Here is a 21408-nt window from a genome sequence, read left to right as displayed (position 1 = left end):
ATATTTTTATAGTTTATGAGGTGTAAATGGATAATCTTCTTGTGCGTATACTACGTCGTACAATTGCTCAAGTTCTGGATATGGAGAAGATTCAGCAAAATCAACACATTCTTGAACTAAATCTTTTACTCTTTGATCAATTGCTTCGATTTCTGCATCGCTAGCATATTTTTTATCTTTAATGATGTCCAATACCTGAGTAATAGGGTCAATTTTTTTGTACTCTTCTACTTCTTCTTTAGAACGGTACAATTGAGCATCAGACATTGAGTGTCCTCTGTAACGATATGTTTTCATTTCTAAGAAAGTTGGTCCGTCACCACGACGAGCTCTTTCGATAGCTTCAGTCATTGCTTCAGCCACTTTTACCGGGTTCATTCCGTCAACTGGTCCACAAGGCATTTCGTACCCTAAACCTAATTTCCAAATGTCAGTATGATTTGCTGTTCTTTCTACTGAAGTTCCCATAGCGTACCCATTGTTTTCAACAATAAAAACTACTGGAAGTTTCCATAACATAGCCATGTTGAAGGCTTCGTGTAAAGAACCTTGACGAGCAGCACCATCACCAAAATAGGTCATTGTAACTCCTCCTGTATTGAAGTATTTGTCTCCAAAAGCCAATCCGGCACCTACTGGAATTTGACCTCCAACAATACCGTGACCACCATAAAAACGGTGCTCTTTTGAGAAAATGTGCATTGAACCACCCATTCCTTTAGAAGTTCCTGTTGCTTTTCCAAGTAACTCAGCCATTACACGTCTAGGATCAACACCCATACCAATTGGCTGAACGTGGTTTCTATAAGCAGTAATCATTTTGTCTTTGGTTAAATCCATTGCATGCAATGCTCCAGCAAGTACGGCTTCTTGACCATTATATAAATGTAGAAAACCTCTAACTTTTTGTTGTATGTATAATGCAGCTAGTTTATCCTCAAACTTTCTCCAAAGCAGCATGTCTTCATACCACTTTAAATATACTTCTTTTGTAACTTCTTTCATTTCAAGTGTTCTTTTACTAAAGTTTTTATTGTGTTGTCAATTAGTACTTTTTTCGCAAATTCATTTATATGGTCAAATTTGCGAAATGCAAAAATAGAACATTCCGTCTAACAACTAAAATTATAAAGCTAATTTTTAGTTTTATTAGAGCAGTTTTTTGTTAAATATTAAAGGGAGTAGGTTTTTTAAAGATTCCGATTTGTAAATCTTGCCTATTTCTCCCATGAAATAGATTTCAATTGGAGCCTCTTGTTTGATTTCGTATTCAGCTATAGATTGTCTGCAAGAACCGCATGGAGGAATTGGTGCAGGAATTCCTGTTGCTTCTGGAGCGGCGGTAATAACTATTTTTAAAATTTTAGATTCTGGGAAATTAGATGCGGCTTGGTATAAAGCGACTCTCTCGGCGCAAAGACCAGAAGGATATGCAGCATTTTCCTGATTGCTTCCTAAAACTATTTCTCCATTGTCTAAAGAAATTGCCACTCCAACTCTGAATTTCGAATAAGGAGCATAGGCGTTTTTTTGAGCTTTTAGTGCCTGTTCGAAAAGGTTTTGAGTATCAACTGGTAATTCTTCTATGGCGTCATAGATTACAAATTGGCTTGTAATGGTGATTTCTTTCATTTTATTAGAGTAAAAAAAATCCAAATTTCATTGGGTGAAATTTGGATTCGGGTATTGTCTTTTATCGAAAATTAATATTCTTCGTATTTGTCTCCAAAGTTTAAAGTAAGTGAAAATCGGAGTGTGTTTTCTAAAGGATTTGGGATTTTAGAAGCTGAAAATAGATAAGAAACATCTATTTTTAGACTGGTGTATTTAAAGCCTGCTCCTAAAGAAAAGTATCTCAAGCCACTTTTGTCAATGTTTTCATGATGGTATCCTGCGCGCATGGCGAATGAATCCTGATAAGAATATTCGGCACCAATAGAATACATGACTTCTTTTAGTTCTTCGCTAAAACCGTCAGGAGCATCTCCTAATGATTTAAAAACGCCAGAAACCCAACCTGTTCTTCGGTATTCATTGTTAGCTAATGTATAGTCATCACTGTTTACAACTCCATCTCCGTTCATGTCATCTCCACTGAAAGAGCTGCTATTGCTGTCGTATGATACTTTAGGAGTAGGAACAAGCAGTTTATTAAGTTCAACGGTTAGTCCTAATTTGTTATAATCGTCTAAAATAAAATCAAACCCAGTTCCTAATTTTAAATTGGCTGGTAAAAAGTTAGAGCTAATCTCGTCATTGTCATAGCTTATTTTAGGTCCTAGATTTTGAATATTAAAACCTGCTCTCCATCTTCCGTTAAATTTACTGTAGGCTATTTCTTCTGATTGATAAAAACCTGCTACATCAATTGCAAAGGAGCTGGCAGCTGTTGCATCTCCATTATCGGTTGCTACTTTTAGATTCGAATGAATGTATCTAGCGCCAACAGCCATAGAGAATTTTTCGCTTAATTTTAGCGAATATGAACCGTCTAAAGCAAATTCATTAGGGGCGACCGTGGCGAATTGTTCGTCAGGATCTCCAGTTTTTCTTAATTCAATATCTCCAAAACCAAAATAGCGAAGGCTTCCTGCAAAAGCACTTCGGTCTGAAATTTTGTTATAGTAAGTAAATTGTCCTAAAGAAATATCGTTAGCAAGGCCTGTTAGGTAAGGAGTATAACTCGCACTAACACCTTGTTTGTCTTTGGCGAAAGCATATTTGGCTGGATTCCATTGTTGAGAAAAAGCATCTGCCGATGTTGCAACTCCAAGATCTGCCATACCTGCTGCTCTGGCATCAGCCGAAACTGTCAAGAAAGGAACTGCTGTTGTAATGGTTCTTTGTTGAGCTTGAATCAGCGAAATTGAAAACAAAGAAATGGTTAAAAGTATTGTTTTTTTCATTGATGAATAGAAAATTGGTTGAACAAATATAGTGTTTTATTAAAAAGTTGCAAGTTTTTCTGTTTTTACTTTTTTTGTCTCAAGCACATTATTTTTGGATTTTAGTTTAGGTTCATAATTAATTATAACTATATTTTTCAATAAATATTGTACTTTAAAACGCTGTGGTTTTCTTGTTGAGCTTTCTGCTTTTATAAAAGGAATTTATTTGCAATAAAAAAGAATTAATTCGTAGTTAGAATACTTGATTAAACAGCTATCATTAGTAAACAAACTAAAAGAGTAAAAAAAAAACATTAAGTCTATGAATAAATAATAAATAGTATAAATTTGCGTTTATTTTTAAGTAAAGAGACAGCATATAATTATTTAAAATGATATTGCAGGTTCATCGTTAATTATTATATTGCACCACCCAAAATCACCATAGTAAAATAGTATGAAAGTAAATAAAGTTATAGTATTTAGATTGATATTATCATCGATAATGATGCTAGGATTTGCTAGTTGTAGTAAGAAATCTAGTTCTAAAGGATCTTCAAGAGCAACAGGTTGGAATGTAGATAATAAGCAAGCAGCAAAAAAACAAGAAGCAGGTCCAGGTTTGGTTTTTGTTGAAGGTGGAACATTTACAATGGGAAAAGTTCAGGATGATGTTATGCACGACTGGAATAATACACCAACTCAGCAGCATGTTCAGTCTTTTTATATGGATGAAACTGAGGTGACTAATTTCATGTATTTAGAATATTTGGATTATACAAAACGGGTTTTTACTCCTGATGAATATAAAGGTGTTTACGATGGTGTGGTTCCTGATACTTTAGTTTGGAGAAATCGATTAGGGTATAATGAGACCATGACAAATAACTATTTAAGACATCCTGCTTATGCAAATTATCCTGTTGTTGGAGTAAATTGGATTCAAGCTGTTGACTTTGCAAAATGGAGAACAGATCGTGTTAACGAAGCTGTTTTAGAAAAAAATGGTTATTTGAAAAAGAATGCTAAAACAGATGATGTAAATGCTGAAAATGTTTTTAGTACAGACGCTTATTTAATGTCTCCATCTACTGCTCGTGGTGGAAGTGAAGAAATAGTTTTAAAAAGAGGAAAAGGAAGAGCTGTAAAATCTAAGGATGGAACTACAGCCGAACAAAAAAATGTGTATGCACAACGTTCTTCTGGAATTATTATGCCAGAATATAGATTGCCAACAGAGGCAGAATGGGAATATGCAGCTGCTGCTGATGTAGGGCAAAGAGAATATAATATTTACAAAGGACAAAAGAAATATCCTTGGTCTGGTGAATATACTCGTTCAGGAAAAAGACAAAATAGAGGAGATCAGTTAGCTAATTTCAAACAAGGAAATGGTGATTATGGTGGAATAGCAGGTTGGTCTGATGACGGAGCTGATATAACAAATGCTGTAAAATCTTACCCAGCTAATGATTTTGGATTATATGATATGGCTGGTAACGTTGCTGAATGGGTAGCCGATGTTTACAGACCTATTATTGATAATGAAGCAAACGATTTCAACTATTTCAGAGGGAATTTATACACCAAGAATAAAATTGGTGCCGATGGGAAGATGGAAATAGTTACCAAAGAGAATATGAAATATGATACTTTGAGTAATGGTAAAATTCTGGCTAGAAATTTTCCGGGTCAAATTGCTCAGGTTCCTGTTGATGAACAAGAAACTTATTTGAGACAAAATTTCGATAAGAGTAACAATATTAATTACCGAGATGGTGATAAACAATCTTCTAAGTATTATAATTTTGGTTCCTCTGAATCAGATAATGATAAAACGAAGAATATAGAAAAAATGTATAACTCACCTGTTCACAATGTAACTACTGATAGTTTAGGTAATATGGTGAGAAAATACGATAAGTCTAGTAAGAGAACAACTTTGATAGATGATAAAATCAGAGTATACAAAGGTGGTTCTTGGAGAGACAGAGCTTATTGGTTAGATCCGGCACAAAGAAGGTACTTCCCTCAAGATATGGCAACCGATTATATCGGATTCAGATGTGCAATGTCTAGAGTAGGTCCTAAAGCTGATAAAAGAAAGACACCAAGAAATTAATTTCTAAAACATAATAGATAAAAGCCCTTTGATTAGGGCTTTTATTTTTTTAAATCATTTTTATATGGATATCAATTACATTCATAGTTTGTTTTTAAAATCTACAGGAGTTTCGACAGATACTCGAAAAATTGCAGAGAAATCATTATTTGTAGCAATAAAAGGAGATCGATTTGATGCGAATACCTTTGCTAGCGAAGCATTAGAGAAAGGTGCTTCTTATGTAATAATTGACAATGAATCGTACTACATTGATGAGAGAACAGTTTTAGTAGAGGATAGTTTGGTAGCTTTACAGGAATTGGCAAAGTTTCACAGGAACTATTTGAAATTGCCTATTATTGCTCTTACGGGAAGTAATGGAAAAACAACTACTAAGGAATTAATCAATATGGTTTTGGCTAAAAAGTTCAAAACTAAAGCTACTGTTGGTAATTTGAATAATCATATTGGAGTTCCGTTGACATTGTTGTCTTTTGATACAAATACTGAAATTGGAATTGTTGAGATGGGAGCGAATCATAAAAAGGAAATTGAATTTCTATGTGAAATTGCCCAACCTGATTATGGATATATAACTAATTTTGGTAAAGCACATCTGGAAGGTTTCGGAGGTGTAGAAGGTGTTATTGAAGGAAAAAGCGAAATGTATCAATATCTTTTAAGAAATGATAAATTAGCTTTTATTAATCTCGAAGATCCTATTCAGGTTGAAAAATCAACAGTTTTAAAACATTATTCTTTTGGTATAGCTAAGGAAAATGCAAATGTTGTGATTTCTGAAATTAAGGCCAATCCTTTTGTAGAAGTTGGTTTTGATTCAATTCAAATTAAGACGCATTTAATAGGTTTGTATAATGCCAATAATGTAAATGCGGCTCTGACTATTGGGAAGTTTTTTGAGGTTGAGGATGAGGCTATAAAAGCGGCATTAGAAAGTTATATTCCTGAAAACAATAGATCGCAATTGTTGACTAAGGGAAGTAATGAAATTATTTTAGATGCTTATAATGCCAATCCTAGTAGTATGGCGGTTGCGATTGCTAATTTTTTACAGCTTGAAAAATCAAATAAAATAATGATTTTGGGAGATATGTTTGAACTGGGTAATGAAAGCCATGAGGAACATAGTGCTTTGGTTAATTCGTTGAAGGATGAATCCAATGTTCAATGTTATTTTGTTGGAAAAGCGTTTTATGAATGCCAAGTTGCAAGAGGTAATTTTCATTTCTATGAAAGTTTCGATTCTTTTTCAGCTGGTTTAGAAGGAGTAAATTTCGAAAATAATACCATATTGATAAAAGGTTCCCGAGGAATGGCTCTAGAACGAACGTTGGATTATTTGTAATATTCATCAGACATCATATAATATGAAACGCCATCCTATTCGATGGCGTTTGTCGTTTATATACTCATCAGAAAACCAATTAAGTTTTCTTTCTTATTAAGATCTAATTTTTTTCTTAATCGGTAACGTGCTAGTTCAACCCCTCCATTGGAGATATTCATTACTTCGGCAATTTCTTTAGTTGACATATTCATCAATAAATAGGTTGCTAAGTCTAGTTCCCTAGGAGAAATAGTAGGATATTTTTCTTTTAATCTTTTTAGAAAATCATAATGTACATTTTTTATATGTTTTTCTAAATCTTGCCAACTTTTATCGGCATTTACTTCTTTTACTATGCTTCTGTTTAATTTAGTAAATTGTGTTTTAGTTGTTTCGTCAAAAGTGTCTACATTGATGTCTTTTATCTTATTGATAATAGTGTTTAAAACTTTGTTCTTTTTTGCTACTTGTAAGGAGTTGTTAACGAGTTCCTTGTCTTTGGCTAAAATTTTTATCTTAAGTTTATCATTTTTAAGTTTTTCGATTTCTTTTTCAAGTTCGTATTGTTCTTGTCTGATTTTAGTTTCTTTTTCTAAGTACAATCTTCGTTGTTCCAGGGTTTCATAGTATTTGTTTTTTCGAATTTTCATTTTTATTCTTTTTCGAATAAGATAAATAGTCGTAATGATAAGTATTGTATAGATTAAATAGGCTAGAGGATGTCTGTACCAAGGCGGCGAAATGGTGAATAATAAAAATGTTTCATCAGATTGAACACCATAACTATTACGGACTTTTATTTTCATTTTATAATTACCCTCTCTCAGATTAGTATATTCTTTTATGGAATTATTGTTTGACCAGGAACTCCATTTCTTGTCAAATCCTTCTAGTTGATACGAAAATTCTACATTTTCAAGATTTTCAAAAGTGGGAGAAGAAAAGGAAAATTTAACCTGATTGTATTTATAAGGGATTTTATATTCCTCTAGCTCCTTTTGTCCATTTCCTAAAATTAAAGTATCTCCAGGGTATGAAAAACTTCTTATATATGCTTTTGGTTTGATGACAAAGTTGTTTTTTTGTTTTGGATTGTAATGTGCTATCCCGTTTGTTAGTCCAATGAATATGTTTTCAGAATCAATTGTGTTTACTGATAAGTAATTGGATACGAGATTGCCCGTTAAATTTGAAAATGGAGTTATGATATTTTTATAGGTTCCATTTTTATTCTTCATCAATGCACCTAGAGATTCTTTGAAAACATACCAAATATTACCACTGCTATCTTCTTTTATTTCGGTTATTTTTGGAAGGTTTTTGAATAAATTACTAATTTTTTTGTCTTCATAAAATAGATCTTGGTCTCCGCTATATTTATAAAAATGATTGTTAGTTTGGAAATAGATTGCTTGGTTTATTTGTTGAATACTTCCAATACCTTTGTCTTTATTAGATAAATCTTTGTAAGTTTTAATAGATTTAATTTTTGTCATGTCATCTGTTAATGTCATTTTATAGATTAAATTATCTAGTTGAAACCATAAATTTGAATTTTCAACCTGAAAGGAATAAGGGTAGCCATAAAAACCTTCCAGTTGGTTTTTATATTGCCATGTATTTGAAACTTTTTCAAATACAGCAAACCCTGTATAATTACAACCTATCATGTAATTGGGTTTATTTGGAATTAATTTAAAACCAATATATCCTTTACTGTCAATTGAGTTGACCGTTTGCCCTTTTTCAATTATTAATGCCCCCTTATTACTCGCGCAGAATAATTGGTCATCTAATATTTGAACATTCCAAGCCTGCCCAGAAGTCCCACTGACTAAGTTAAAATTATTGTCATTAAATATATCTTTCATGGAGTGGTATAGAAGGCCTTGGTTTGTTGCTATATAAAGATCATTTTTATAAACTACCGAAGCATAAACAGTGCTTATTCCATAGCTTGATCCAAAATAAGTAATAGGTGAATTTTCATTAATAAAATCTATTCCACTGTCAAGACCTAGCCATATATTGTTTTTATTGTCTACAAAAGAAGTTAAAACGGTATTGTTTTGTAAGCCCTTGTTTTTATTGAAATGTTGAATAATTTTTCCTTTTTTGTCACAAATGATAATTCCATTGGTGGCTGAATTGAGAACAATAAAATTATTTCGCAAAGTTGTACCTCCTAAGGAACCATTTTTTTTCATAAACTCATTGGCTTCAGTGTTCCAAGAAGTTAATTTTTTGAAATCATATATAAAAAGACCATTGTTTATGGTTTCAATTAATAGATTGTTATCAGCTAGAGTGAAAATTGCCCATATTTCTCTATTGTTTAAATCTGTAGTGCCTTCTAGAGGAATTAGCTTGCCGTTTTTATATTCAAGTAATCCTTTTTTATGGTCTTGAATATAAAGTTTTGAGCCAACCTTAAATGAAAATTGAAAACGACTCGGTGCTTCTAATATTTTTAATTTACCCTTTTTTAGGATATAAGCATTTGTAAAGGATTGAAAAATAACCTCATCATTATAAAGATGTGTCTTCCAAATAATATCAATTAGTTTGATGGCATTTTTGTTAATTAATTTCGAAAGAGAATAATATTTCATTTTTCCTTTTGAATCAGGTTTGAAGTAGCCAAATTCAGCATTACCGCCAACGAAAATTTTCCCGGATTCATCTATTTTAAATGATCTGATTAATCCTGAATTTGGTAAGGAATATTTACGCCATGACGAACCATCAAACTGGAAAAGACCTTTGTTATTAGCAAAATATAAGTTCCCTTTTTTATCCTGATTAATTTCCCAATTTTGAGTATCTCCTTTGTAATCTATTCGGCTGTAGTTTTTAATTTCGGGTAAACCAATCTTTTTTTCTTGACTAAATAGATTGCTTGAAAGTAGCACTATAATGATAATTAGGTATGATTTTATTAGACTCATAATAGAATTGAAAATAATGTTATCTTAATGGTTTATAGCTGTTATTCGTATTTTGGTTATTGTTATTTAAAACAGGGTGTTTGTGTTAAATTCTCTTTTATATTTCATTATATCTAATGTTTATATAAATGTAGTGTTTTTTATTTATTTAACGTTTTAATAACAGTGCTATATAAAATATTAAATGATTGTAAATCAGTTATTTGTTTAAATTTTGATGTGTTTTTGTCTAGTCTTTTTTTGTTATTTGATGTGTTTTTGTAATAGTTTAAAATTATTGATAACATAAATTTATAGGTAAGTTTGTATCAAATAACTAATTTACTAACCAAAAAATTTAGAAAAATGAAATTAACAAAAATGTTTATTTTTTGCTTTTTGTCTATCTTATTCTCAGTTTACGCACAAGCACAAGATGCTGTAATAAAAGGAAAAGTACTTGACGAAACTGGAATGTCAGTTCCAGGAGCATCAATTTTAATTAAAGGTACCTCTAAATCTACCACTACAGATTTTGATGGTCATTTTGAAATTAAAGCTCCTTCAAATGGAGTCTTTGCTATTAGCTTTGTAGGTTATGCTACAATAGAAGAACCAATCAATGGTAGAAAGGATATCACTATAAAACTTAAAACAGAATCTCAAAAACTAGAAGAAGTTGTTGTTATAGGTTATGGAAGTCAAAAGAAAACAGATGTGACTTCGGCAATTTCTACCGTTAAAGTTGGGGATGTTTCAGCCAGACCTATCGTTAATGCTGTTGAGGCAATAACTGGTAAATCTTCAGGAGTACAAGTTTCATCATCATCAGGATCACCTGGTGGGGCATTATCTGTTCGTGTTCGTGGAATTGGATCACCTAATGGTGGTGAACCATTGTATGTTGTTGATGGAGTACTTACAAGTAACGTTAAGGCGATTGATCCTAATAATATCGAATCAATTAACATTTTGAAAGACGCATCAGCTGCAGGTATTTATGGTGCTGCAGGTTCAACAAATGGAGTTGTTCTTATTACCACTAAGAAGGGTAAGAAAGGAAAGCCTAGAACAGAAATTAATTTTTACGGTGGTGTACAACAAATTGTTAAAAAATTACCAGTATTAAATAATTCACAATGGGTTAATTTACAAACAGAGATTTTAGGTACTGCACCTAATGTTCCAAGTTATTATGATTTGGCAGGGACAAACAATAACTGGCAAGATTTAATTTACCGTACTGCAGCTCAATCGAGTGTTAATGTAAGCACTTCGGGTGGTTCGGATACTGGGAATTATTACTTAGGTATTGGGTATTTAAATCAGGAAGGTATTATTGTAGGTTCAAATTACAAACGTTATTCGCTTAATTTAAATGTGAATCAGGATGTTACTGAGAAGATAAAATTTGGAGGATCTATCAATTACAACAGAACGAATCAAAGATCAATTACAGATAATGCTTCTGCTAATTTTGGAGGAGTTGTTCTTAGTGCCCTTGTTACTCCTGAGTATATCCCGGTTTTTATGCCGTCAAATGCTCCTATTCCGGGTGTTTATGGGGTGAGTAATTTTTATTCTGGCGAAAATCCATTGGCATTAATTTATAACAATGAAAATAAAACTATTGCTAATAATTTATTAGGTAGCACTTATGTTGAAGCTAAATTGCCTCTGAATTTAACTTTTAAAACTCAGTTAAACGGAGTGGTTCAAAATTCTAAATATGATTATTTCTTAGATCCATATAGTAGTTTGAATGGACGTAGTTCTCAAGGTGGTGCTGATAGCAATTACTATGAGGTTTTTAGATGGCAATGGGATAACACTTTGAATTATAAACAAAAATTTGGAGAACATTCTTTTGACGTGATAGTAGGAACATCAGCAATGAATGAATCAATTTCAAACTCAACTCAACATGGAGCGGGTTTTGCAACAAGCGCTGTACAGACTTTAAATGCTGCTAGTTCTGATTTTCAAATAGGAACAGGAGAATATGAGTGGTCTACAAATTCTTATTTTGGAAGATTTAATTATGGATACGACAATAAGTATCTTTTTACAGCTACTTTCCGTCGTGATGGATCATCCAGAGTAGGTACAAATGTAGTTTATGGAAATTTCCCTGCTTTATCTGCTGGTTGGAAGATTTCTAATGAAAAATTCATGGAAAACGTAAAATGGATGCAAAATCTTAAGGTACGTGTAGGTTGGGGAAAAACAGGTAATTTACCTCCTTATACTATGTTGTATCCAACGTATAGCTTACTAAATGTAGGTGCTCCTTATGCCTACAATTCTACAGATATTGCTCCGGGTATCAAACCAGCTTCTCAATTAGGAAATCCAGATTTAAAATGGGAATCGGCAACGCAAACAAACATCGGTTTAGAAGTAGGATTTTTTGATAGTCGTTTAAATTTCACAGCTGATTATTACCACAAGAAAGTGGAAGATATGATTTTTACACTACAACTGCCTTTAACCACAGGAAGTTCTGTTACTGCAATGAATTTACCTGGATATGATGTTAATAAAGGAATAGAGTTATCATTAGATGCTGATATTATTAAAGGCGACAATTTTACCTGGTCATCTAATGTGAATTTTTCTAAAAATACAAATCGTATCGAAGGTATTGATGACAGCACCTCTTTTCAAACAGGACCAATAACAATTGGTGGAAGCGGAGTGCCTCTTTACACTCAAATTATTAAGAATGGTTATCCTTTGGGAACATTCTGGGGATACGAATCGAAAGGTGTTGATCCACAAACAGGTAATTTAGTTTATGGTAACGAACTGGTTAATTTAGGTTCAGCTTTACCTAAATATACGGTTGGTTTTTCAAATGAATTTACATACAAAGGACTTACGTTATCATTTTTAATGGATGCCGTTCAAGGAAATAAAGTGTACAATGCAACAAGAATGGAAATTGAGGCTTTGTCAGGATATGCTAATGAGAGTACTGAAGTGTTAAACAGATGGAAACAAGCAGGTGACATTACAAGTGTTCCAAGAGCATTAGGAAATGGGACAACTAATACTGGTGCAGCAGCAATGTTGCAAAATAAAGTGTCTTCACATTACATCGAAGATGGCTCTTTCTTTAGATTAAGAAATATTACTTTAAGCTATCAAATTGAGAAAAAGTTTGTTGAAAAATTAGGCTTGTCAGGACTGAAAATTTATGGAACTGCTCAAAACTTATTTACCATTCATAATTACAAAGGATATTATCCTGAGGTTAACGGATTTGGACAAGGAACAAATAATCAGGCTGAAAACGCGGGTTCTGGTTCATCACTGATGTCACTTGGAATTGATAGAGGAACTTATCCGGCAGCAAAGATTTTTACAGCTGGTGTTAATATTCAACTTTAAAAAAAATATTATGAAAATAAATATATTAAAATACGCTCATTTCTTTGTATTAGCAATAATACTTACGTCATGTTCTCAGGATTTTCTAGATAAATCTCCTGAGTCTCAACTGGCAGCTGGTTCTTTAACTACAGCTTCTGATGCTGAAAGTATATTGAATGGTGCTTATAATGCAATGCCCGATTATTATTCATACAGTAACTTTTTTACGACTGAGGGTATGTCTGATAATACGTATATCAATGGGGATAATAATGTTGAACAACCAATGGAGAATTTCACTTTTACATCTTCCAATGGTGAAATCCAATTAAGTTGGCAAGAATTATACAAACATATAACGGCGGCAAATACGGCTATTGACAATGTAACTCTTATTAATGATCCTAAATGGGATGGAACCAATAGAAAAGCGCAGATAATAGCTGAAGCTACTTTCTTGAGAGCTTTTGCTTATTATTGGTTAGTTACATCATGGGGAAATGTACCGCTTGTTCTTTCATCTAATAACGCAGGAAACTACTATCCTTCAAGAACTAGTGCTGATTTAGTATATGCTCAAATTATTAAGGATTTGAAAGAAGCAGAAGCAGTGTTAGATAATAATCCATATCATGGAGATTATGGTAGAGCGACAAAAGGAGCGGCAAGAGCATTATTAGCTAAAACTTATGCTCAAATGGGTGATTATCCAAATTGTCTAATTTATTGTAATAAAGTTATTGATGAAGGACCTTACACTTTGGTGTCTGATTATTCTAAATTATGGGGGCTTTCAAACAAGAATACTTCTGAGTCAATTTTTGAATTACAAGTTCCTACAACAGGTTCACCTTATAATGTTTGGAAGATAAATGTGCTTTCTTATGGGCCATTTGATAACTGGCCAAAACGTCAAATAGGTTCTTATGATTTAGTAAAAGCGTTTAATGATGCTGGAGATAACGGTAAAAGATATAAATCTACTTTTAACTGGCAGGTTACAGGAGCTTCTTTCAATATGCCTTTCAATGCATGGAATCCAACTCAGGCAATTCCGTTCTGTGGTAAGTTCTCCTATAGTGATACTTGGACAAATGGCGATAATTTAATCATGATAAGACTTGCTGATATTATTTTGTTAGCAGCTGAAGCAAATGTGCAAATTGGAACTCAAGGAAATCTGGATGCAGCTAAAATTCAGTTAAACAGAATAAGAACAAGAGCTGGATTAGCAAATACTACTGCAGTTACAAAGAGCGAATTAGCTTTGGCTGTATTAAAAGAAAGACGTTTAGAATTAGTTTACGAACGTACCAGATGGAATGATTTGAAGCGCGCTGATGCAAATGGAACTATTAACATGGTGAATTTAATGAACAGTCAGGTAAATTCAAGTCTTCAACCACTTAATTATGGAATGCAAGGGTTTCATAAGTTGTTACCGGTTCCTTTAGGAGATATTCAAATAAACAAGAATCTTTTACCTAATAATACCGGATATTAAATAAGTATTCAGATTACTGAAAAGATTAATTTGTTGGGTTGGTTAATAGATTAAGTTCAGTGTTTTTTTTTACTAAAAGCCTATTGGCTTTGTTATTTCTGAGCGGACTTGTTGTACTACAAAACAAGTCCGTAAGGGAATATAATGTCATAAAATTAAAGTTTTTTAGACCAATAAGCTTGTCGTTTATTACGCTCTAAAATTGTTTTCAAATTCAAATTTCATCAAAAAGCAGTTTCAAATTTTCCTGTTTAATTTCATAAGGATACAGTATAAATTGAGCATGTTTTTCTATAAGGAAAGCTATTCTCAATTTAATTAGTGGAAAGTGAATATTAAATATGGTTTTGTAACGGCATAAACAATAATAAATCAATGAAAAATATACAACTATTTCTAATGTTGTTGCTGACAACTTTTTGTTCTTTTTCGCAAAGCAAAATAACCTGGATATCGAGTACAGAAGCCAAACAATGGCAAAGTCATAAGAATATAAAAGCGAGTTTAACAACTGGAAAAACGGATGCAGAAGTGCTCTTAAATAAACCTTTGCAACAAATTGACGGTTTTGGTACTTGCTTCAATGAATTTGGCTGGACTTCGTTGAGTGTTTTAAATGCTAATGATAGAGAAAAGATATTAAAAGAATTCTTTTCGCCAAATGTAGGAGCCAATTTTACAATTTGCCGTATGCCAGTTGGAGCCAATGATTTTTCTAATAATTGGTATTCTTATAATGAAGCAGCTGCTGACTTTGAAATGAAAAACTTTAGCATAGCAAATGATTCTCAAACGCTAATTCCATTCATTAAAAGTGCATTGAGATACAATCCAAATATAAAACTATGGGCTTCGCCATGGTCGCCACCTATCTGGATGAAGTATAATAAACATTATGCTTCAAAACCATTTCCTAAAGACATGCCTCAGGATGTTGCAGACGAAGCAAGAGAAAAATGGGGAATGGATTTTAAAGGCTTTGATAATGGATTGAAACCAGAACAAGAAGGTTTTGAAGGGAAAGATATGTTTATTCAGGAAGATAAATATTTTAAAGCGTACAGCTTGTATTTCTCAAAATTCATTCAGGAATATCGTGCCCAAAATATTAATATCAGTATGGTAATGCCACAAAATGAATTCAATTCCGCACAGGTTTTTCCTAGCTGTACCTGGACGTCAAAAGGCTTATCTCGATTTTTAAATTATTTAATTCCAGCAATGAATCAGGAAAAAGTAGATGTCTTCTTTGGTACTATGGAACGTCCAAATTATAAATTAGTCGATTCCATTTTGAGTGATTCGACTATTAATAAATCCATTAAAGGAGTTGGTTTTCAATGGGCTGGAAAAGATGCCATTCCAACAATTCATAAAAACTATCCGAATCTTAAGTTATACCAATCAGAACAGGAATGTGGGAATGGAAAAAATGATTGGAAATATTGCGGATATACCTGGGGCTTAATGAAACATTATTTAACTAATGGAGCGAATGCTTATATGTACTGGAATGCTTCACTGAAAGAAGGAGGTATAAGTACCTGGGGCTGGAGACAAAATTCATTGGTAAGCGTTGATATCATTAATAAAACTTTCAAATACAATTATGAATATTATTTAATGAAACATCTTAGTCATTTTGTGAAACCTGGAGCAAAACGTTTGGAAACGTCTGGTGATTATGATAATTTATTAGCATTTGTTAACCCGGATAATAGTGTAGTAATCGTGGTTCAAAATGATAGTGCCAAAGAAAAAATGTTTAAAATAAAAGTGGGAGAAAAAACACTTACACCAACATTAGAAGCTGATTCGTACAATACCTTTTTGTTGCAATAAGATTCCATTTAATTTCAATCCTTAAATTAAAAATTGATGAATTTATATGAAAAAATTACAGGATTTATGGCTTTGATACTAGCGGTATCTTCTATAAATGCTCAGGCTCCCAAAAATGAATTGCTTTATGGTGTTGCTTATTATGATGAGTATATGCCGTATGACAGGTTAGATAAGGACATAAAAATGATGAAGGATGCGGGTATAAATGTTGTTCGTATTGCCGAAAGCACATGGAGTACCGAAGAGCCGCAGGATAACGTATTTGATTTTAGTCATATCGACAGGGTTCTTGATGCCATGCATAAAGCAGGAATTAAAGTAATTATTGGAACTCCCACTTATGCTGTTCCTGCCTGGTTAGTTAAAAAATATCCGGAGATATTGGCTACCACCCAAATGGGTAAAAATCAATATGGAGCCAGGCAAAATATGGATATCACGAACAAGGACTACTTGTTTCATGCCGAAAGGATTATCCGTAAAATCATGGAACATGTAAAAGGACATCCTGCAATTATTGGTTATCAAGTTGACAATGAAACCAAACATTACGGCACAGCGGGTGCAAATGTTCAGGCTCAATTTGTTCAGTATATGAAGAATAAATTTAAAACTACCGAAGCTGTCAATAAAGCTTTTGGACTGGATTATTGGAGTAATCGCATTAATTCATGGGAAGAATTTCCTTCTATGGTAGGGACAATTAACGCCGGATTGAAAGCTGAATTTTCTAAGTTTCAACGTGGTTTAGTTACTGATTTCCTTTCGTGGCAGGCGGCTATTGTTCGTGAATATAAAAAACCGGAGCAGTTTGTTACTCAAAATTTCGATTTTGATTGGAGAGGTTATTCGTATGGAATACAAGGCGATGTAGATCATTTTGCTGCCGCAAAAGCGATGGATATAGCAGGAGTAGATATTTATCATCCCACACAAGATCATTTAACGGGTACTGAAATTTCTTTTGGTGGAGATATGGCACGTTCGATGAAAAATGGTCAAAACTATTTGGTTATTGAAACTGAAGCACAAGGATTTCCGCAATGGGTGCCTTATGCGGGACAGTTACAGTTACAGGCATTTAGTCATATTGCCTCTGGAGCTAATATGTTAGAGTATTGGCATTGGCATTCGATTCATAATTCTGCCGAGACGTATTGGAAAGGATTATTGAGTCATGATTTTCAGCCCAATCCTACCTATAATGAAGCGATGACCATTGGTCGTGATTTTAAAAAAATAGGTTCGAAAATAGCCAGTCTTAAAAAAACGAATGAGGTGGCGGTGCTTTTTAGTAATGAAGCTCAAACTGCTTTTAACGCTTTTAGTTTTGGATGGGGAGCCAAAGAACAATACAATGATGTTTTACGTCCCATGTATGATGCTTTGTATAAAATGAATGTCGGGGTTGATTTTATAGATCCGTCATCATTAAATATTGAAAAATACAAGTTGATTATTGTACCCGCTTTGTATGCAGCACCAGATGCATTGTTGCAAAAACTGAATGCTTATGCAAAAAATGGAGGGCGTATTATTTATACTTTCAAAAGTGGTTTTAGTGATGAAAATGTAACGGTACGCAATACTATTCAGCCCGGAATTATAAATGAGGCTGCGGGTGTGAGCTATAGTCAGTTTGTGATTCCGGAAAATGTATCACTAAAAGACGACCCATTTCAGCTAGGGAAAGACAAAAATGAAATAAAGTATTGGATGGAATTGCTAACTCCTACAACTGCAAAAGTATTGGCTAAATACGATCATCCACAATGGAATAATTATGCTGCAATTACTCAAAACAATTATGGGAAAGGAACGGTGACCTATATTGGCTTTATGCCAGGAGATAATCTTATGGAGAAAATTCTGGAAGGCAGTTTGAAAGAAGCCGGTTTGTGGAATGAAGATCAAAAATTACATTTTCCGTTGATTACAAAATCAGGGATTAACAATCAGGGAAAAACAATCCGATACTTTTTTAATTATTCGGCGCAAGCCAAAACTTTTACTTACACCCAAGGTAAAAATGGAACGGATTTGTTTAGTTCAGAAAAAGTGGTTAAGAATTCAGAAATCAATCTTGCTCCATGGGGAATGCTAGTAATTGAGGAAAACTAATTCCGGATAGTTCGTTAAGTAAAAAAAAGATAGGTAATAATAAACATCAAATAATATTAAATATGAATTTTAGCAATATCAAGAAAATAGCAAAAGTATCACTACTCTCTACATTAGTAGTTTCAGGAATTTCATGGAATCAAAAAACTGAAAATGGCAAGGTTGAGAAAAATCCAATTATTACGATAAACGGATTCACTTTTATGGATTTAAACAAAAACGGAAAATTGGATATTTATGAAGATTATCGTCTTGCTGTAGCAGATCGAATTCAAGACTTAATCAATAAAATGACCGATGAGGAAAAAGCGAGTATGCTCATTGGGATTGGAATGCCTGGTTTTGATATGAACACTTTTACGATTATTCCGGGAGCTGATAAAGGGAAAGTCCCTGGAGAAGCTGGAGGAACTTATGAAATAAAACGTTTGGGAATTCCTGCAGTCATTGTTTCTGATGGACCAGCTGGTTTACGAATTAATCCAACCAGAGATAATGATACCAATACCTATTATGCAACGGCATTTCCTGTTGGAACTGCTTTGGCTTCCACTTGGAATGAAGAGCTGATTAATAATGTTGGGAAAGCCATGGGGAATGAAGTAAAAGAATATGGTGTAGATGTATTGCTTGGGCCAGGTATGAATATCCACAGAAATCCATTGTGTGGAAGAAATTTCGAATATTATTCAGAAGATCCATTGTTGTCAGGATCCATTGCTGCTGCGATGGTAAATGGTATACAATCAAACGGTGTTGGAACTTCAATTAAACATTTTGCTGCCAATAATCAAGAGAGAAATCGTATGGGGATTAATGCTCACATTAGCGAAAGAGCCATGCGTGAAATCTATTTAAGAGGTTTTGAAATCGCGGTCAAAACAGCCCAGCCATGGACAATAATGTCTTCTTATAATTTAGTGAATGGAGAGTACACATCAGCCCGAAAAGATTTATTGACTACAGTGCTGCGTGAGGAATGGGGATTTAAAGGATTGGTTATGTCAGACTGGTTTGGTGGTTATAATGGATTTGGATCTATTTCTTCTAAAGATGCTGTTAGTGATGTTGTAAAACAACTTTCGGCAGGAAATGACTTATTGATGCCGGGATTACCTAGCCAGCAAAAAGCTATTTTAGAAAATATTAAAAATGGTAAATTAACTAAAGAAGTAATTAATACCGATTTAAGAAGGATTTTGGAACTGGTGATGAGATCGCCGGTGATGAATAACTATAAGTATTCCAATAAGCCAAACTTAAAAGAAAATGCAGAAGTAACCAGAAACGCTGCTTCGGAAGGAATGGTTTTGCTTAAAAATGAGGATAATACATTGCCATTTACTGACAAACAAAAAGAAGTTTCTTTATTCGGAGTCACTTCTTATGCCTGGATTACAGGCGGAACAGGAAGCGGAAGTGTGAACAATAAACACACAGTTTCTCTTTTGGAAGGTCTGACTGCTGCAAATTACAAATTAGATAAAGAACTAGTTGATTTGTACACGCCTCACGCTGAAAAAGAAAGTGCCACAGAAAAAGAAAATAGAGAAAAAAAAGGAATTTTGGCTTTGTCAGAAAGACTTCCTGAGCTTAAAATGGATGATGCTCTTATTGCTAAAAAAGCAGCAAGTTCTGAAATTGCATTCGTGACTTTAGGAAGGAATTCCGGAGAAGGTGGAGATAGAGTGGTTGACAATGACTTTAATATGTCAAATGAAGAGATTGAAATGCTGGATAAAATTTCAAAAGCGTTTCATGCCAAAGGAAAAAAAGTAGTGGTTATTTTAAATATAGGTGGTGTAATCGAAACGGCATCATGGAAAGATAAAGTAGATGCAATTTTATTAGCTTGGCAGCCAGGTCAGGAGGGAGGACATTCTGTTGCAGATGTTGTTTCGGGAAAAATAAATCCATCAGGAAAATTAACGATGACTTTCCCCGTGAATTATGAAGATGCAGCAGCTACCAAAAATTGGATTGGAACACCAGCCGAAAATCCTACGAGTGTTAATTATGGAGAAGGTATTTATGTTGGATACCGTTATTTTAACACATTCAATGTTAAGCCATCGTATGAATTTGGATACGGTTTATCATACACCGCATTTGATTATTCGAATCTTATATTGAGTTCAAAAACATTTAATGATAAAATGACGGTTTCGGTTATTATAACAAATACGGGTAAAATTGCAGGTAAAGAAGTAGTCGAATTGTATTTGTCTGCACCTGAAAAATCAATTGATAAACCAAGAGAAGAGTTAAAAGCTTTTGGAAAGACTAAGTTGCTACAACCGGGAGAAAGTCAAACAATCATCTTGACATTAAATACTAAAAACTTAGCTTCTTTTGTTCCAAATAAAAACGCCTGGATTGCAGAAGCAGGAAAGTATAAAGTGGCTGTTGGTGCATCATCTTTGAATATTAAACAAACAGCTGAATTCATATTAGAAAAAGAAAAAGTAGTGGAGAAAACCCATGCTGCATTTGCGCTTGATGCTCTGTTTACTGATTTGAAACACTAGATATTGATTATTAGGTTATATTAAAAGTATGTAAAAGTATGTAGTGTAGGAAAAGAGGCAACCTTTAGGCTGCCTCTTTTCTTTATATACTCATCAAGTAACTAACGAGATTTTCTTTTGTATCCAGACCCATTTTTTTTCTCAAACGATGACGGGAAACTTCAACTCCTCGACTTGAAACATTCATGATTTCTGCAATTTCTTTTGTAGACATATTCATTAGTAAATAAGTAGCTAAATCTAATTCTCTTGGTGAAATTGTTGGGTGTTTTTCTTTTAATCTTTTCAAAAAATCATAATGGACATTTTTGATGTGTTTTTCTAAATCTTTCCAGCTTTTGTCTGTATTTACCTCTTTTTCAATGCTTCTGTTTAATTTGGTAAATTGGGATTTAGTGGTTTCATCAAATGATTCTGTATTAATGTCTTTTAGTTTATGGATGATTCCGTTTAGAAGTTTGTTTTTATTTACTACCTGTAAAGAATTATTGACTAGCTCCTTGTCTTTTGCTAGAATCTTAGTTTTAAGCTTGTCTTTTTTTAGTTTTTCAATTTCTTTTTCCAGCTCGTATTGTTCTTGTCTGATTTTTGATTCTTTTTCCAGATATAACCTTCTTTGCTCAATGGTTTCATAATATTTGTTTTTTGAGTTAGTCATTTAGTTTCTGTATTTTTATGTCTTTAAAAACAGTCGTTATGGAAGTATTTGAAGGACAAAGCATACTAAACTTTATAAAAGAATTGCCAAATGATGAAGCTTGCAAAGCT

The 21408-nt window shown here is 33.3% G+C and carries 12 protein-coding genes; 7 read left to right on the top strand and 5 right to left on the bottom strand.

Going from position 1 to position 21408, the window contains the following annotated elements:
- Window positions 1-6 precede the first annotated feature (6 nt).
- From pdhA to porV, 3 genes are all read right to left on the bottom strand, one after another.
- The gene (gene pdhA / locus GTZ96_RS16020) at window positions 7-1005 is read right to left on the bottom strand and encodes a pyruvate dehydrogenase (acetyl-transferring) E1 component subunit alpha (RefSeq protein ID WP_161644917.1); all 999 of its coding nucleotides are present in this window, start codon (window positions 1003-1005) and stop codon (window positions 7-9) included.
- A 144-nt stretch (window positions 1006-1149) separates the two neighbouring features.
- On the bottom strand, window positions 1150-1632 hold the full coding sequence (locus tag GTZ96_RS16015) for a cytidine deaminase (RefSeq protein ID WP_161644916.1): 483 nt from the start codon (window positions 1630-1632) through the stop codon (window positions 1150-1152).
- A 71-nt stretch (window positions 1633-1703) separates the two neighbouring features.
- Window positions 1704-2906: a type IX secretion system outer membrane channel protein PorV gene (gene porV, locus GTZ96_RS16010; protein WP_161644915.1), complete on the bottom strand. Its 1203-nt coding sequence runs from the start codon at window positions 2904-2906 to the stop codon at window positions 1704-1706.
- 439 nt (window positions 2907-3345) lie between these two features.
- Between porV and gldJ the strand changes: the two genes are divergently transcribed.
- The gene (gene gldJ / locus GTZ96_RS16005) at window positions 3346-5010 is read left to right on the top strand and encodes a gliding motility lipoprotein GldJ (protein ID WP_161644914.1); all 1665 of its coding nucleotides are present in this window, start codon (window positions 3346-3348) and stop codon (window positions 5008-5010) included.
- Between the two features lie 64 nt (window positions 5011-5074).
- On the top strand, window positions 5075-6358 hold the full coding sequence (locus GTZ96_RS16000; RefSeq protein ID WP_161644913.1) for a UDP-N-acetylmuramoyl-tripeptide--D-alanyl-D-alanine ligase: 1284 nt from the start codon (window positions 5075-5077) through the stop codon (window positions 6356-6358).
- A 56-nt stretch (window positions 6359-6414) separates the two neighbouring features.
- Here the strand turns inward: GTZ96_RS16000 and GTZ96_RS15995 are convergent, their stop codons facing one another.
- Entirely contained in the window at window positions 6415-9288 is a 2874-nt protein-coding gene (locus tag GTZ96_RS15995; RefSeq protein WP_161644912.1) for a triple tyrosine motif-containing protein, read from the bottom strand.
- Window positions 9289-9633: 345 nt separating this feature from the next.
- Here GTZ96_RS15995 and GTZ96_RS15990 point away from each other — a divergent pair, with 345 nt between their 5' ends.
- The 5 genes from GTZ96_RS15990 (at window position 9634) to GTZ96_RS15970 (ending at window position 20640) form a co-directional block, all read left to right on the top strand.
- The gene (locus tag GTZ96_RS15990; protein WP_161644911.1) at window positions 9634-12660 is read left to right on the top strand and encodes a SusC/RagA family TonB-linked outer membrane protein; all 3027 of its coding nucleotides are present in this window, start codon (window positions 9634-9636) and stop codon (window positions 12658-12660) included.
- Between the two features lie 10 nt (window positions 12661-12670).
- On the top strand, window positions 12671-14146 hold the full coding sequence (locus GTZ96_RS15985; RefSeq protein ID WP_161644910.1) for a RagB/SusD family nutrient uptake outer membrane protein: 1476 nt from the start codon (window positions 12671-12673) through the stop codon (window positions 14144-14146).
- 375 nt (window positions 14147-14521) lie between these two features.
- Window positions 14522-15988: a glycoside hydrolase family 30 protein gene (locus GTZ96_RS15980; RefSeq protein ID WP_161644909.1), complete on the top strand. Its 1467-nt coding sequence runs from the start codon at window positions 14522-14524 to the stop codon at window positions 15986-15988.
- 36 nt (window positions 15989-16024) lie between these two features.
- Window positions 16025-18112 (top strand): beta-galactosidase, encoded by a 2088-nt coding sequence (locus tag GTZ96_RS15975; RefSeq protein ID WP_207720198.1) that lies wholly within the window; start codon window positions 16025-16027, stop codon window positions 18110-18112.
- A 62-nt stretch (window positions 18113-18174) separates the two neighbouring features.
- Entirely contained in the window at window positions 18175-20640 is a 2466-nt protein-coding gene (locus tag GTZ96_RS15970; protein ID WP_161644908.1) for a glycoside hydrolase family 3 N-terminal domain-containing protein, read from the top strand.
- A gap of 82 nt (window positions 20641-20722) precedes the next feature.
- Here GTZ96_RS15970 and GTZ96_RS15965 read toward each other — a convergent pair whose 3' ends face one another.
- Window positions 20723-21298, bottom strand: a complete 576-nt coding sequence (locus GTZ96_RS15965; protein ID WP_235973019.1) for a helix-turn-helix transcriptional regulator — start codon at window positions 21296-21298, stop codon at window positions 20723-20725.
- Window positions 21299-21408: the final 110 nt, after the last annotated feature.

Origin of the sequence: Flavobacterium undicola (assembly GCF_009909155.2) — a bacterium.
In the GTDB taxonomy this organism is placed as follows: domain Bacteria; phylum Bacteroidota; class Bacteroidia; order Flavobacteriales; family Flavobacteriaceae; genus Flavobacterium; species Flavobacterium undicola.
Note: the sequence above shows the minus strand (reverse complement) of the source record. Positions and strands in the feature narration are given on the sequence as shown.

Bases quoted from the DNA above. Each gene is read 5' to 3' on its own strand.
- pdhA (WP_161644917.1), bottom strand. From the start codon at position 1,005: ATGAAAGAAGTTACAAAAGAAGTATATTTAAAGTGGTATGAAGACATG.
- GTZ96_RS16015 (WP_161644916.1), bottom strand. From the start codon at position 1,632: ATGAAAGAAATCACCATTACAAGCCAATTTGTAATCTATGACGCCATA.
- porV (WP_161644915.1), bottom strand. From the start codon at position 2,906: ATGAAAAAAACAATACTTTTAACCATTTCTTTGTTTTCAATTTCGCTG.
- gldJ (WP_161644914.1), top strand. From the start codon at position 3,346: ATGAAAGTAAATAAAGTTATAGTATTTAGATTGATATTATCATCGATA.
- GTZ96_RS16000 (WP_161644913.1), top strand. From the start codon at position 5,075: ATGGATATCAATTACATTCATAGTTTGTTTTTAAAATCTACAGGAGTT.
- GTZ96_RS15995 (WP_161644912.1), bottom strand. From the start codon at position 9,288: ATGAGTCTAATAAAATCATACCTAATTATCATTATAGTGCTACTTTCA.
- GTZ96_RS15990 (WP_161644911.1), top strand. From the start codon at position 9,634: ATGAAATTAACAAAAATGTTTATTTTTTGCTTTTTGTCTATCTTATTC.
- GTZ96_RS15985 (WP_161644910.1), top strand. From the start codon at position 12,671: ATGAAAATAAATATATTAAAATACGCTCATTTCTTTGTATTAGCAATA.
- GTZ96_RS15980 (WP_161644909.1), top strand. From the start codon at position 14,522: ATGAAAAATATACAACTATTTCTAATGTTGTTGCTGACAACTTTTTGT.
- GTZ96_RS15975 (WP_207720198.1), top strand. From the start codon at position 16,025: ATGAATTTATATGAAAAAATTACAGGATTTATGGCTTTGATACTAGCG.
- GTZ96_RS15970 (WP_161644908.1), top strand. From the start codon at position 18,175: ATGAATTTTAGCAATATCAAGAAAATAGCAAAAGTATCACTACTCTCT.
- GTZ96_RS15965 (WP_235973019.1), bottom strand. From the start codon at position 21,298: ATGACTAACTCAAAAAACAAATATTATGAAACCATTGAGCAAAGAAGG.